General features: G+C 49.7%; 14 protein-coding genes. 12 read left to right on the top strand and 2 right to left on the bottom strand.

Going from position 1 to position 15,012, the window contains the following annotated elements:
• Positions 1-20: 20 nt before the first annotated feature.
• The 12 genes from AC16KF_RS06035 to AC16KF_RS05980 all read left to right on the top strand — a co-directional run bounded on the left by AC16KF_RS06035 (position 21) and on the right by AC16KF_RS05980 (position 14,150).
• Positions 21-1,091, top strand: a complete 1,071-nt coding sequence (locus AC16KF_RS06035; protein WP_484036394.1) for an XdhC family protein — start codon at positions 21-23, stop codon at positions 1,089-1,091.
• Between the two features lie 62 nt (positions 1,092-1,153).
• On the top strand, positions 1,154-2,032 hold the full coding sequence (locus AC16KF_RS06030; RefSeq protein ID WP_484036393.1) for an FAD binding domain-containing protein: 879 nt from the start codon (positions 1,154-1,156) through the stop codon (positions 2,030-2,032).
• A gap of 13 nt (positions 2,033-2,045) precedes the next feature.
• Positions 2,046-2,567, top strand: a complete 522-nt coding sequence (locus AC16KF_RS06025) for a (2Fe-2S)-binding protein (protein ID WP_484036392.1) — start codon at positions 2,046-2,048, stop codon at positions 2,565-2,567.
• Positions 2,568-2,794: 227 nt separating this feature from the next.
• Positions 2,795-4,126, top strand: a complete 1,332-nt coding sequence (locus AC16KF_RS06020; RefSeq protein WP_484036391.1) for an amidase — start codon at positions 2,795-2,797, stop codon at positions 4,124-4,126.
• 79 nt (positions 4,127-4,205) lie between these two features.
• On the top strand, positions 4,206-5,879 hold the full coding sequence (fdrA, locus tag AC16KF_RS06015) for an acyl-CoA synthetase FdrA (protein ID WP_484036390.1): 1,674 nt from the start codon (positions 4,206-4,208) through the stop codon (positions 5,877-5,879).
• A gap of 114 nt (positions 5,880-5,993) precedes the next feature.
• Positions 5,994-7,196, top strand: coding sequence for a YlbE family protein (locus tag AC16KF_RS06010; RefSeq protein WP_484036389.1), 1,203 nt, complete (start codon positions 5,994-5,996; stop codon positions 7,194-7,196).
• A 44-nt stretch (positions 7,197-7,240) separates the two neighbouring features.
• Positions 7,241-7,732, top strand: a complete 492-nt coding sequence (locus AC16KF_RS06005; protein WP_484036388.1) for a four helix bundle protein — start codon at positions 7,241-7,243, stop codon at positions 7,730-7,732.
• Positions 7,733-7,791: 59 nt separating this feature from the next.
• Positions 7,792-8,574 carry a cyclase family protein gene (locus AC16KF_RS06000; protein ID WP_484036387.1) on the top strand — a complete coding sequence of 261 codons (783 nt, stop codon included), beginning with the start codon at positions 7,792-7,794 and terminating at the stop codon, positions 8,572-8,574.
• Between the two features lie 79 nt (positions 8,575-8,653).
• Positions 8,654-10,990, top strand: a complete 2,337-nt coding sequence (locus AC16KF_RS05995) for a molybdopterin cofactor-binding domain-containing protein (protein WP_484036386.1) — start codon at positions 8,654-8,656, stop codon at positions 10,988-10,990.
• A 264-nt stretch (positions 10,991-11,254) separates the two neighbouring features.
• The gene (locus tag AC16KF_RS05990) at positions 11,255-12,241 is read left to right on the top strand and encodes a hypothetical protein (RefSeq protein ID WP_484036385.1); all 987 of its coding nucleotides are present in this window, start codon (positions 11,255-11,257) and stop codon (positions 12,239-12,241) included.
• A gap of 15 nt (positions 12,242-12,256) precedes the next feature.
• Positions 12,257-13,237: a hypothetical protein gene (locus AC16KF_RS05985; protein WP_484036384.1), complete on the top strand. Its 981-nt coding sequence runs from the start codon at positions 12,257-12,259 to the stop codon at positions 13,235-13,237.
• 10 nt (positions 13,238-13,247) lie between these two features.
• Positions 13,248-14,150 (top strand): Ig domain-containing protein, encoded by a 903-nt coding sequence (locus tag AC16KF_RS05980; protein WP_484036383.1) that lies wholly within the window; start codon positions 13,248-13,250, stop codon positions 14,148-14,150.
• A 383-nt stretch (positions 14,151-14,533) separates the two neighbouring features.
• On the opposite strand, the gene AC16KF_RS05975 is transcribed toward AC16KF_RS05980, so the two are convergent.
• Both AC16KF_RS05975 and AC16KF_RS05970 read right to left on the bottom strand, forming a co-directional pair.
• Positions 14,534-14,761 carry a type II toxin-antitoxin system HicA family toxin gene (locus AC16KF_RS05975; RefSeq protein ID WP_484036445.1) on the bottom strand — a complete coding sequence of 76 codons (228 nt, stop codon included), beginning with the start codon at positions 14,759-14,761 and terminating at the stop codon, positions 14,534-14,536.
• A complete protein-coding gene (locus tag AC16KF_RS05970) occupies positions 14,761-14,973 on the bottom strand; it encodes a type II toxin-antitoxin system HicB family antitoxin (protein ID WP_484036382.1) in 213 nt (70 codons plus the stop codon). The genes AC16KF_RS05975 and AC16KF_RS05970 overlap by 1 nt, the downstream gene beginning before the upstream one ends.
• Positions 14,974-15,012 lie beyond the last annotated feature (39 nt).

Raw genomic sequence — 15,012 nt, 5'->3', positions numbered from 1 at the left:
GCTTTTCAGCCTCTGCGGTCATGCGCGACATACTCACTGATATTCAACACTGGGAGAAAGAGGGGGAGTCTATTGCGCTCGCCACCGTGATTCAAACGTGGGGTTCCGCGCCGCGCAAGATCGGCTCGCACATGGCGTTCACCCTCAGCGGAAAGATCACAGGCTCGGTCAGCGGCGGGTGCGTGGAGAACGCGGTCATCGAAGCGGGGATGCGGGTGTTGAAGACAAATCATCCGCAACTGTTGCATTTCGGTGTGGCAGACGAAACGGCGTGGAGTGTTGGCTTGGCGTGTGGGGGAAGCATTGACGTTTTCGTCCAGCCGTTGGATGCGCAAGTTTTTCAAGAAATAAAACGAGTGATCAATCATGAAGAGGGCGTGATTCACGTCACGATAATTGGCGGCTCAGATGAATTGCTCGGGGAGCAAATTCTGATTCGAGAAGATCAAATCATCGCGGGTTCGCTTGGCAACGAAATGGACTCGCGTGTGTTAAGCCTATCACCAGAAATTTCAGCGCCGCAACAATTGACAATAGAAGAAGCGCAGGTTTTTATCAATGTCATTCGACCCGCGCCAACGTTGGTCATCGTCGGCGGCGTGCATATTGCCATTGCGTTGGCGTCACTCGCAAAAACGCTTGGCTATCAGACTATCCTCATTGACCCGCGCAAGGCTTGGGGCAACGAAACCCGATTCCCGCATGTGGATAGATTAATCCAAACTTGGGTTGACGATGCGTTTGAACAAGTCAAGATCAATTCGTCCACTGCCATCGCCGTTCTGACACACGACCCAAAGATTGACGACCCTGCGATAAAATTGGCATTGAATAGTTCCGCGTTTTATATCGGCGCGTTGGGGAGCAAGAGCACAAATGCAAAACGAAGAGAAAGATTGCTGGGCGACGGCGTGAGCGAATCGCAGATGGACAAGGTCCACGCGCCGATCGGCTTGGACATCGGCGCGCAAAACCCCGAGGAGATCGCGCTCGCCGTCATGTCGCAGATCGTGCAAACTTTCAGGAAACAGAATCAACTTGAAGGGAAGAGAGAAGCGCAGAATCTCCAATCTCTAGTCTCCAATCTCTAAATTTCTTATCGAACAGGAGATTGCTTCAGGCGAACAGCATCGCCCTCGCAATGACATAATAAATGAAACCAGCCCCCTTTGAATACCACGCTCCAAACTCCATCGAAGAAGTTGTGATTTTGAAAAGTCAATACGGCGACGACGCCAAATTTTTGGCGGGCGGACAAAGCCTTGTGCCTGCGATGAATTTCCGCATTGTGCAACCGAGCGTGTTGATTGACTTGAATCGCGCGAGGGAGTTGAGTTACATTCGCGAAGAGGGGAACGTGATTCGAGTCGGTTCGATGGCGCGCGAACGACATTTGGAATTCGACGCTTCGATAAAAAAATATGCGCCGCTGTTGCATGAAGCCGTGCCGTCCATCGCGCATCCGCAGATCCGCAACCGCGGCACGATCGGCGGGAGCATTGTCAACGCCGATCCCGCCGCTGAGTTGCCCGTGTTGATGATCGCGCTGAACGCGAGATTGAAAGCGAAAAACACATCTGGCGAGCGATGGCTTGACGCCAAAGATTTTTTTGCAGGGATGTTCACCACTGCGCTTGAACCCGATGAAGTTTTGGTGGAGATCGAATTGCCGTTTGCCGCGCCGCGCACAGGCTGGTCGTTTATGGAAGTCGCGCCGCGCTCAGGCGATTACGCCATGATGGGCGTTGCTACAACTGTGACGTTGGATGAAAACGGAAAATGCAGATCGGTGAAATTGGTGTACTTGAATGCAGGCGATGGGCCTGTGGACGCCGTCGAAGCCGCGCAAAGTTTGGTGGGCGAAGCGTTGAACGACACGTTGATCGAATCTGCCGCGTTACATGCGAGCGAAAAAGAAATTTCGCCGTTCGGAAATATCCACTCTTCGGTTGAGTTCCAACATCACTTGGCGAAGACGCTGACGATGAAGACGTTGAAGATCGCGGCGGAACGAGCAACACAAGAGAATTAGAGAATTGATCATTATGACGCACACCATCACCCTCACGGTCAACGGACAAAAATATACCCGCGATGTGGAAGCGCGCATGTTGCTCAGCGACTTCCTGCGCCACGAACTTGGACTCACTGGCACGCACGTCGGTTGCGAACATGGAGTCTGCGGCGCGTGCACGATCATGTTCGACGGCGAATCGGCGAGGTCATGTTTGACCTTCGCCGTCCAAACCGATGGGCATGAGATTACAACTGTTGAAGGACTTGCGCCCCCCTCCGTCTCCCCCCATTTCGGAGAAATGGGGGGAGAGAAAGAGGGGGGTCTGCATCCACTTCAACAATCCTTTTGGGAAGCGCACGGACTTCAATGCGGCTACTGCACGCCTGGCATTTTGATGAGCATGATTCCATTCCTGAAACAAAACCCAAATCCAACCGAAGAGGAGATCCGCCACGCGCTTTCTGGGAATCTGTGTCGCTGTACGGGGTATCAGCATATTGTGGATGCGGTGAGGTTGGCGAGTGAGAAAATGAGAGAGGCAGAGAAATAGAGAATTGGAGAATTAGAGATTAGAGACTGGAGATTAGAGACTTCGGTGGTCGAGTAGTCCCGCGTGCTGAGCGATAGCGAAGACGAAGCATCGCGGGACGTATCGAGACGACCAGTTACAAGTGAAATCCTGATGACAAAATCGCGTTGCTTCCATGTTGGTCTCGATACGCTCGCAATGGCGCAAGGTGCCACTCGCTACTCGACCAACGAGATATTTATGGAAATATGAACTTATCTGTCACCCAATCCTTCCGCAACAACGAAATCTCTGCAAGAGACTTAGTCTCCAGTCTCCAGTCTCTCTTCGATTCTCGTGAACCCGAAGTTCTATCTTTCCTTCCCGAACCCAATCGCTTTGAACGATTGCAAAAAGACGCGGAAGAATTAACTCAGAAATTTCCCGACGTGAAAAGTCGTCCGCCGTTGTTTGGGATGACTCTCGGCGTGAAGGATATTTTCCATGTGGGTGGTTTCGTCACACAGGCGGGAAGCAAACTGCCCGCAGAAGATTTACAAGGCGATGAAGCCGCAAGCGTTACAAAATTAAAAAATGCAGGCGCGTTGATCCTTGGCAAAACGGTCACGACCGAGTTTGCCTATTTCACACCAGGTCCAACTCGAAATCCGCACAATAAACATCACACGCCTGGCGGATCAAGCAGTGGTTCTGCCGCGGCAGTCGGCGCGGGGATTTGTGACCTCGCGCTTGGCACGCAGACCATCGGCTCGGTGATTCGTCCCGCCGCGTTTTGTGGCGTGGTCGGTTTCAAACCAACGTACGAGAGAATTTCGCGCGCGGGCGTCATTCCGCTTTCGCCGACGTTGGATCATGTTGGGGTGTTTGCGAAGGATGTGGAGACGGTGGGGCGAGTTGCGACTGTGTTGGTAGAGAATTGGGGAATTGGAGAATTGGGTGCTGGAGACTGGAGATTAGATGCTTCGACAGGCTCAGCACGACGGACTGGAGATTCAAAACCTGTGCTTGGGATTCCTGAAGGAAAATATTTGGAGAATACAACTGAAGAAGGTCTCAAGCATTTTCATGAGGTGTGTAAATTACTAAGCGCAAATTACGAATTGCGTTCTGTCCAAGTTATGGATGAATTTGGTGAGATCAAATCCCGTCACGACGCCATCATGTCTTACGATGCTTCACAAGTACACAAAGAATGGTTTGCAAAATACGAATCGCTGTACTCCTCTAAATTCTCCGATCTCATCAAACGCGGACAAAAAGTCTCCACGCAAAGCGTCCAGTCTCTAATCTCTTCCCGCAATACCTTCCGAGAACAAATTACCAAAACCATGAACGACAACAACATTGACTTATGGATTTGCCCTCCAGCGATCGGGCCCGCCCCGAAGGGACTCGACTCTACAGGCGACCCCGTCATGTGCCTGCCGTGGACGCAGATCGGATTCCCCGCCATAAACATCCCTACAACAAAAAATGGAGATGGTTTGCCAATGGGATTACAACTCGTCGGTAAATGGAATGCGGATGAATCATTGCTCGCCTGGGCAAAAGAGATTGAAAAGGTTGTGAGAAAGATATGACAAAATTTGTAACGCGACATTTATGTCGCCTACTGCTTGCAAGCGACATAAATGTCGCGCTACGTGAGATGAGCAAAATATGACAGTCGTCAAATGGAACGTCCGCGCGGGAGCGTATTACGACTCGGTTGTGCTGATGCAGCTTCAACGCGGCTTGCTTGAATTGAACGGCGTGCTTGATGCGGGCGTCGTCATGGCAACTCAAGCCAATCGAGATTTGCTTGCAACAAACAACCTCCTGCCAGCAGACATTTCCGCCAACCCCGATGATCTGCTGATCGTCGTCAAAGCGAATGATGATACCTCTGCCGAAAATGCGATTGGTCAAGTAGATGAACTTCTCGCACGCCGAAAATCCTCTAATTCTCAAGATTCTCTTGACTTCCGCCCACGAAGTTTGAGCGCGGCGGTGAAACAATTGCCTGAGGCAAATTGGGTGTTGATCTCCGTGCCTGGACGCTATGCGGCGGGTGTCGCGCGCGAAGCGTTGGAACTTGGCAAGCACGTTTTCCTTTATAGCGACAACGTCTCACTCGAAGATGAAATTTCATTGAAGAAAACGGCGCGTGAAAAAGGTCTGCTCGTGATGGGACCTGATTGCGGCACAGCCATCATCAACGGCATCGGGCTAGGATTCGCCAACCGCGTGCGGCGCGGCTCGATAGGAGTCGTCGGCGCATCGGGAACGGGCACGCAGGCGGTTACGGCGCAAATTCACAATCTCGGCGCGGGAATTTCTCACGCCATCGGCACAGGCGGGCGGGATTTGAAATCGGATGTTGGCGCGATCACGGCGCATCAAGCCCTCGATGTGTTAGCCCGCGACCCTGATACGAAAGTCATTGCGCTTATCTCCAAGCCGCCGTCGCCTGACGTTGCCACGCAATTAATTTCTGCGGCGCAATCCACTGGCAAGCCTGTTGTCGTTTATTTTATTGGCTATCCCGCGCCTGCGAGGAAGATCGGCAATTTGCATTTTGCGGTCAGTTTGAGTGAGGCGGCGGAGATTTCCATTGGAGAATTAGAGAATCAGAGAATTCTCCAATCCTCTAATTCTCGGTTTTTGCGAGGTTTGTATTCAGGTGGAACTCTCGCCTACGAAACTATGGTCGGGTTGCAAGCAAGTCTTTCTCCGCTTTATTCCAATTCTCCAATCACTAATTCTCAGAATTTGGATGACCCTCTTCATAGCCACGCCCACACCATCATTGATCTCGGCGACGAATTCTTCATGGTCGGACGTTTGCATCCGATGATTGATAACGATCTGCGAATCAGACGGATGAAACAGGAAGCGGCGGATGCGGAAGTGGGGATGATCCTCTTCGACGTGGTTCTCGGCGAAGGTTCGCACCTTGACCCTGCGGGGGAGTTAGCGCCTGTGATAAAGGAGATTCGAGAGAAGAGAATTGGAGAATTGGAGTTTGTGGCGATTGTGATTGGGACGGATGAAGACCCGCAGAATCTCCAATCTCAAATCTCCCAATTAGAAGATGCGGGAGTAAAAGTTTTTCGCACTGCATCAGAAGCAGTCGAATACATCAGTTTGAAGTTTAGCCATCGTGAAGCGAATCAATTCCCGCCTGTGAATTTAGCGCAACTCAAACAACCGCTGGCTGGAATCAATGTCGGTTTGGAGTCGTTTTATGAAAGCCTCATATCCCAAGGCGCGCAAGCCGTGCATGTGGAGTGGAAGCCGCCTGCGGGTGGGAATGAACGGCTGGCGAGTCTGCTGGCGAAGATGAAGAAATAGAGATTAGAGATTGGAGACTAGAGATTAGTCAGTCTCAAGTCTCTAGTCTCCAGTTATAAAATGGAGATAATTATGGATATTAACAATGCAAACCAAATCGCTGTTGACAAGATAATGAATGCAAGACCAATTCTCAAAGCCGTCGCCACTGCGCGGGATGTTATCCCTGGAATGAAGGATAATTTATTTTTGCACGCAGGTCCGCCGATCGAGTGGGCGCGGATGTCGGGTCCGTTGCGCGGAGCGATCATCGGGGCGATGCTGTTCGAGGGCGTAGCGGCGTCCGAAGCAGAGGCAACCTCAATGGTGGAAAGAGGCGAGGTCGAGTTTGATTCGTGTCATCATCATGGCGCGGTCGGTCCGATGGCGGGAGTCACATCCGCTTCGATGAAAGTCTATGTCGTTGAAAATGTCGAACATGGAAATAAATCGTTTTCCAATTTGAATGAAGGCTACGGAAAAGTTTTGCGATACGGCGCGTACAGCGATGAGGTGTTGAAAAAATTGCATTGGATGAACGATGTGTTGGGCGTCGCGTTGGCAGATGCGCTGGCGAGTTCGAGCGGACTCGACATGCGCGCGTTGATCGCGGAGGCGTTGCACATGGGCGACGAGGGGCACAATCGCAATAAGGCGGGCTCGTTGTTGTATTTGAAATTGATCGCGCCGTTGATCGCAAAAGTTGTCAAAGATGATTCGGTGGAGTCGGAGGTGTTGCAATTTCTCGGCGACAATGCGCTGAGTGTTTTGAATCCCGTGATGGCGGCGTGCAAAGCGATGACCGATGCCGCGCATGGCGTTGAGGGCTCGACGATCGTCACAACGATGGCGCGCAATGGAACGGATTTTGGAATCAGAGTCAGCGGACTCGGCGAGCGACAATGGTTCACGGCTCCTGCCGAAATTCCAGTTGGTCTGTTTTTCTCAGGCTTTTCTCAAGCCGACGCCAACCCCGACATCGGCGACAGCGCCATCACCGAAACCGCAGGCATCGGCGGCTTCGCCATGGCAACCGCGCCCGCGATCGTGACGTTCGTCGGTGGCACGCCCAAAGATGCGATGAATGCGACTCTCGAAATGTATGAAATTACTTTTGCCGAAAGCAAATTCTTCACCATGCCATCGCTCGAATTTCGCGGCACACCGACGGGAATTGATTTACGCAAAGTCGTGGAATTAGGAATCACGCCGCGCATCAACACGGGTATTGCACATAAAAATGCAGGGGTGGGGCAGGTGGGGGCTGGGTTGGTGAGACCGCCGTTGAAGATTTTTGAGGATGCGTTGGTGGCGTTTGCGGAGAAGTATGAGCTTTAAAGAAGAGAATTGGAGAATTAGAGAATTGGGTGTTGGAGGTTGAGATGCCGACTTCGTTGGAAGATGTGCGAGTGTTGAAGAGCGTTGAGCAGATTACTGATGCTGTCTACAAAGCCGCCTCACGCTGGGATGAGTTTGCCAAAGATGTTGTCGGCAAGCAGATTTCACGCGCGGCGGATTCAATTGGAGCGAATATTGCCGAGTCGTTTGGGCGTTATCATTTTGGGGAAAAGATTCAGTTTTTGTATTATGCTCGCGGTAGTTTGTTTGAGACAAAGTATTGGCTAAATCGCTCATCTGCGCGAGAGTTAATGTCTGTTGCCGATTCAAAGAATTACGCCGCAAAGTTGACAGAAATTGCTCGTCAACTTAATTTGTATATTTCCAGTTTCAAAAGTCAGCGCTCGGGTGAAATCACCGTTGCCAAAACCGTGAAGGAAAGCCCCGTCGAATATCTCACCTCACGCCTGCCAGATAATTTCCCCGATGTCCTCTTTGACGAAACCGACTTCGCCTGGCTCGAATCACCACCCTAAAAATTCTCCAATTCTCTAATTCTCTTAATCATCCAACAAAATCAAAAAGGAGTTCTACCATGACCAAAATCTACGACCTCTCCCAAGACCTCAACCAAGACGCTTCCTTCTGGCCCTTCTACCCGCCGTTTGAGGTGAAGTACATCAAGCGCAAATCGGAGCATGGAGTGAATGCGCAATACATTATGACGTCCAATCACATGGGCACGCATTTGGATGCGCCAAAGCATTTCGTGACGAAGGGCAAGACCATTGACCAGATTCCCATCGAATGGTGCTACGGACCTGGCGTTATCGTTGACCTGAGCGATATGCTCGACGATCTCGGCATGTTTACGCCAGAGGATATCGAAAAGCGCGCCGAAGTGAAAGACGGCGACATCCTCTTCATCCACACAGGCTGGCACAAATATTCGTTCTTTAGCCCAGATGGCGATGAGGAAAGATATATCCAACGGCATCCAGGTCCGCATTACAGCATCTGCGACTGGTTGTTGAAGAAGAAAATCCACATCTGGGGCGTGGACATGATCTCCACCGACCATCCGATGAACCTGCCCATCGGTCGCTTCCTCGGCAAAGGCGGATTGGAACATTGGCAGAAGGTTCGCGCGTTGACAGAAAAGAAATTCGGCGCGGATAAAATGGACGAGTTGTTCCCCGATTCGGCGTATCAACTCACGCATAACGCCTTGTTCCCGCATGATTGCATGCACGTCGAAAATCTCGGCGGTGACATTGGACTGAAAGAACTGCACAACAAACGCATCACCCTCGGCGTCTTCCCGTGGAAGTTCAAAGGCGGCGAGGCGGCGTTTTGCAGGGCGGTGGCGTGGGCGTAGAAAAATTCTCTAATTCTCCAATTCTCGGCATTCGTGAGTCTGAGAATTGGAGAATTGGACGAACGAGAATTGGAGAATTATGACCACTCGATATTTCGGCGAACGGATTAAGCGCAACGAGGACCCGCGCCTGCTGACGGGGCAGGGATTGTATGTGGACGATGTGGATTTGCCGCACATGGTGCATGTGGCGTTTTTGCGAAGTCCGTATGCTCATGCGCGGATAAATAATATTGACGTTTCGCAGGCGTTGGGACGCGCGGGCGTGGTTGCGGTGTACACGGCAAATGACTTGGGCGATTACTGGAAGCCTGGTCCGTTGTTGGTTTCGCCGCCGCCCGTGAAGGATATTACATTCAATGAAAAGACGCAGGTTCCGCTCGCAAAAGACAAGGTCAAGTTTGCGGGGGAGCCGATCGTGATGGTGGTGGCGGAGAGTCGCTACATCGCCGAAGACGCGCTGGCGGATATCCAAGTGGATTACGAGCCGCTCGCCGCTGTCGTTGATATGGAAAAGGCGCTCGCGTCCGATAGCGTCCTCATCCACGAGGAGATCGGATCGAACGTCGCGGCGCATGTGGTGCAGACGAAGGGCGATTACGAATCAATCAAGAAAGATGCGGCGCTCGTCGTCAAGCGGCGATTCAGTTACGAGCATGGATGCGCCGCCGCCATGGAGAATCGCGGCATCGTGGCGGAGTGGGATAAGCGCGCGGGGCGATTAACCGTCTGGGACACGACTCAGGCTCCCGTCGTGATTCGAAACGGGCTGGCGGGGATGCTTGGGCTGTCGGAGCGGCAAGTCCACGTGATCGCGCCGTTCATCGGCGGCGGATTCGGTCCGAAGATCATGATGTTCTATCAGGAGGAAGTGCTCGTCCCGTGGGCGGCGATGAAGTTGAACCGCCCCGTCAAATGGATCGAAGACCGCGCTGAAAATTTTGTGGCGACCACGCACGAACGCGGACAAATCCACGATGCGGAAATTGCGTTCGATATCGAGGGACACATTCTCGGCGTGCATGATATTTTCCTGCACGACACGGGCGCGTATGCGCCGTATGGACTGACCGTGCCGCTCAACTCGCAAGCCAATGTGTTGGGATTGTATGAAATCAAAAATTATTACAGCGAATTTACGGCGGTGTTTACCAACAAGACCATCGTCACGCCGTATCGCGGCGCGGGGCGGCAGCATGGCGTGTTCGTCATCGAACGCGCGTTGGACATTGCCGCCAAAGAGTTGAAGATTGACCGCGCCGAAATCCGACGGCGAAATTTTATCCAGCCGAATCAATTCCCATACAACAACGAGATCATCTATCAAGACTTTGCGCCGATCGTGTACGACAGCGGCAACTACGAACCGTTGCTCGATGAAGCGCTGGAAAAAATCGGCTATCACAAATTCATCGCCGAGATTCAACCGAAGTTGCGCGCCGAAGGAAAACACGTCGGCATTGGACTCGTGGCGTACGTGGAAGGCACAGGCATCGGTCCGTACGAAGGCGCGAAGGTGCAAGTGATGAGCAGTGGACGAGTCTCGGTCGTGACGGGAGTCGGCACGCAGGGGCAGGGACACTTCACGAGTTTTGCGCAGATCGTGGCGGAGCAACTCGGCGTGAGCGTGGATAAGATTGACGTGGTCACGGGCGACACCGACCAGTTCTATTGGGGCGCGGGGACGTTTGCGAGTCGCGGCGCGGTGGTGGCGGGCAACGCCATCCATGAAGCCGCAAAAGTTGTGCGCAAGAAAATCCTCAAACTCGCCTCAGAACATTTCAACGCGCCCGAAGATGAACTCGAACTCGACGATGGCTTCGTGCGCGTGCAGGATATTCCGCGACAGTCCATTTCATTGGGCGAACTGGCGGGCAAGGCGAATCCCACGCGCGGAGCCGTCAAGCCTGGCACCGAGCCTGGGTTGGAAGCGACCAACTATTTCGGTCCAGAAAGAGGCGCAACCGCGAGCGGCATCCACGCGATGATCGTGGAAGTGAATCCCGACACGATGCAGATCCACATCCAAAAATATTTGGTGGCGCACGATTGCGGACGAGTCATCAATCCGCTCATTCTCGACGGGCAAATTCACGGCGGCGTGGCGCAGGGCATCGGCAACGCGTTTTACGAGCGGCTCGCCTACGACGAAAACGGGCAACTGCTCAACGGCACGTTCATGGATTATCACCTGCCCACCAGCCTCGAAGTGCCGCGCATCGAAACCGCGCATGGCGAAACGCGTTCGCCGCTCAACGAGATGGGCGTAAAAGGCGCGGGCGAAGCGGGCGCGATCCCCGTCGGTCCGCTGTTCGCGCAGGCGTTGGAGGACGCGCTGTGGGATCGGGAGTTTGAGATTTTGGAGATACCGATTAATTCGAATCGGTTGTGGGAGATTGTGAATAAGAGAGATTAGAGATTAGAGATTAGAGACTGGAGATTGGAGACTGGTTGGCAAGAGGAGAATTAGAGGATTGGAGAATTTGGTGGGGGAGAAGTGTTTCGCTTCATTCTTTACTAATGATTGACTCTGTTTCGAGAGGCATCGTCGCGCTTTTCCTCGCGAGAATGAAACTCTCGTATAGTCGCGATGAAGGCAAATGGGCGAAACCATGAAGATGTCATTTCCAATCTGGGAAATTAGTAATATAATAGGCAAAATGTTGGAGGAGATGATTGCATGGACCCCACTCTAATTTCAACAATAACATCAACAGCGATTTCTTTTCTAATACCTTATCTGAAAAGTTTGGTTGATGAGTTCGCTAAGGGAATTGGTAAACAGGCAGGGACGAAAACAACGGACGTTCTATTTGATAAAACAAAAAACTTATACGACCTTGTCAAGCCCAAGTTTGAACAAGAAAAAACCACATCTGACTTAATTGATAATTTTGAAAAAAATCCGACAGACCCAAAAACCCAATCGGTTGTTGAATATCACCTCAGTCAGTATTTGTTAAGCGATTCGGATTTGTTGCAAAAACTAAGTCGCTCAGTACACGAACTCGAACAAATCCGCCGCGAACAAATCAATTCAAATGTCGCTAATGCTAACACTGCTTTTCAAGCAGGTTCAATCTCAGGGGGTACGAATATCGGAACAGCTTTTTTTGTGTCTGGTTCTGATCCTTCCAAAGCTATAGATCAGATAAAAGAATTCATTGCACCAATCTATGACGATCAAAAGAACAAACCTGTCGCAAAACCAAAAAACCTCATTGAGGTAGGAGTGAAATCAAATCGCTTCAAAAAATCCTTTAAGTTTCGCGTAGAAAAAGACCTGTATATAAGTGAGTTTGCAGATATTATTATGGAAAGGCTTAACTTGCTACAGACCAAGCCGTTTCCTGAGCTAATGATCAGATTTGACTTTGCTTATCAAATGTCTTATAACGGCAAATTGGTTTCAAATTCTAGGCTTTCAGACCTTGGTATCGTAAATGGGGAACGAGTCGAGTTAATGATTACTACCATTTGGGTTGATGAAATTGAGGAAAAAGAATACGAAGAGGCGACGCAGGGTGCAATCCAGTATGATAGCAATCAGATACAAGAATTAATTAAGAGAGATGTAGCAAAAAGGGCGCGCGGCAGAATTACAGAGACATTTATAGAGTCGCTAGCAAATACGACCTTTGCATATGTTGAAAATTTAGAAATCTAGTGTCTGGGAGGAAGAATGAAAAGTAGCTTTACTTCATTTTGGTGGCCTGGCATTTTAAGTGTAATCCTTGTCGCCTTGGCCTCACGCTTTCAGTGGCTTAGCAGAGTAGAGTTTGTCAATGATTTAATTTCGAAATCGTCAATTCCAGGCTTAATCGCAACCCTTGTGCTGGTGGTAGTTCTTTGGGGTTTGATTTCTTTGTACTTTAGAAACAATTGGGCAACAAAGGAACTCAGGATTATTGCAATGAGTGGTTTCGAGTTAGGTGAAGCAACTTCATTATTAGGATATATTCAGAAGATAGAAACACGGTTTAAGGGCTCGTTATTACAAGAACGATTTCAGCTGATTTCACAAAATTTGCACGATCATAACGCAAGCGACAAGGTTTCTACATTACTAGGTGGTCAGTCAGGTGTAGATTCTGCACATATCCATAGCGGGTATGGACCTTTGCGCGCCCTTGTTTGGGCACTTCCTGGATTGGGTTTTATGGGTACAGCATACGAGATGGCAGCCTCGATTGGAGGACTAGGTACCGCGCTAACAACGACACAAGATTATAGTGGTTTAAGAAACCTGTTAGTAAGCAATGTCGTTCCTCATTTAGCAGGAGCTTTTGATATTACGCTTTTTGCTTTAGGCAGCAGTGTATTGATGTTTCTACTTTTATCTTTAGTATTTCATCGAGAAGAAAGAGCTGTCTTTGAGGCGGACACCCTGTGCTTGAAGGTAATTTCAAGAATTCAGGATGCTCAAGCAGCACCAGGTAATATTATCGGCCAAGAAAATTTATCTGGTGACATGAGGACTCTAAGCCAGCAGCTAAACTTGCTTTCTTCTGCATTATCTCAAATTAATCAAGATAATAGTAGTCTGTACCGACATCTCGAATCGATCAATACTAATCTTTCTAATATTCAACAAAAAGTTGGCGAATTGAAAAATAGCGTGGATAAAGACCAAGAGGTCATCCTTAGAAGGGTGTCCCGCTAAAGGATAATATATGTTTGGAAAATCCTTTGGACAAAGACATGGGTCCGCCGAACCGCCTATCGAAATGCGGTTTGTCGATTTGTTTATGATTATTGTCACCGCACTGATGTTTATGATAGTAATGTTGAGTATTGTCAGTGCTTTTGTTGGTGGTTCGAATGCTCTTGCAGAAGTTTCCCCGAGAATAATATCTGTGGAACTCCCTGCAGGGTTAGCAAACCGCCCGTATAGCGTAACCCTTGCAGGAATAGGTGGGTCTACCCCATATACTTGGAAGATAATTAGTGGCGCACTACCTGGCGGACTCGGTTTAGATGAAGAGAACGGTATTATTTCTGGAACGCCCGAAAAGATACAGCAAACACAGTTTATTATTTCTTTAAATGATAATGATAAACGCTCGTCTCAGAAAGAGTATTTTTTAGAAATTTTACAAGTCGGCTCGCAAGAGGTGGATATCCAACGTAATCTTTATGTAATAGGTGATGCTGTTTATGCTCCCGATGGACAAATAAATTCTCCTTATTCTTTTCAATTATCTGCTTTTGGAGGAGTTCCGCCATACTCGTGGGTTCTCATAAAAGGAAATTTACCCTCTGGGATTGACTTGACGGAAGATGGTCAAATCACAGGAAATCCCACAACAATATCTGATGGAGACTTCGAGGTAGAAGTAAAAGATAGCCAAGGCGAATCCCTAAATCAGAAAATACATTTAGTTGTTAATTCTGGCCCAGATTCATGGTGGAAGAAGATGTTTGTCTATTTGGAAATTGTATTGAGAGTAATTGCCTATATTTTGTTAGTAATAATTCTGTATGTTACACTTTTTGTAGATCGGGAGGAAGGGATAATTCGTCAAGAAGCATATGAATCTCCTTGGACTCGATTTCGTAAGAGATTCCGAAGGTAGTGATGATTACAAGTTTCGTTTTGTCGTGTGAGTTTGTGAAGTGCAAAATGATCCAAACTGACAGAACTTTCTTAAGACGGTCTTTGATGGCATGCCTCCTATCCTATGCTTGCATCGCAAGAGACTCCGTCCCAATTCTGACGATTGATCGAAGTGTTGGGACCTCACCCAGATAAACGTAATGATCGGCACGACGGCTTGACCTATCCCCCCGCCCTTCCCAAATGGGAAGGGGGCTGGTCGGTTGATGGCTTTGTTGATTTTCCAAGTCAATGTTTTGTTCGAGGAGGCTTGGGCATCTCCCCCTCGGGGGAGACGGGAGAGGGGTTTCTGCCATAACAAAAAATCCGAAGCCACACGACTTCGGATTTCTCGAACCTTCTTCATTTCGTCAACTTCATAAATTCATCGCGCTCGATCTCGCAGTCGCGTAGAATTTTCAGCATCAACCCTGGTCCAATAATTTCGCCGCGATGCACAGGCACAACGGTTCGCCTGCCGTCTGTGTGCCCCATAAAATGATGACTTCCCTTGATACGCAAGACTTCAAATCCCGCCTTTTTCAATGCGGCGATAACTTCCTGCCCTGTCAGCCGCGCCATTTTCGCCATCATACTTCAACGGCAATCCTTTGCACGCCGATAAACTCGTTCGAAACGAAATCCCCTTCCATTTCGAGACACAACTCAATCGCCTCACGGATTCGCTCCATCAGTTTATCCAATGACTTGGCTTGTGTGTGACATCCCTGCAATTCAGGGACGCTGGCAACGTAATAACCTTCCTCGTCTCGTTCGATCACAACGTTGAATTCCTTTGTCATTTTCATCCTTTCGAAGATTGACGGTATTATACCTCTCAT

It is taken from the genome of Candidatus Defluviilinea gracilis, from assembly GCF_057138825.1.
The sequence above is the reverse complement of the archived record's forward strand: the minus strand, read 5'-3'. Positions and strand labels throughout refer to the sequence as shown.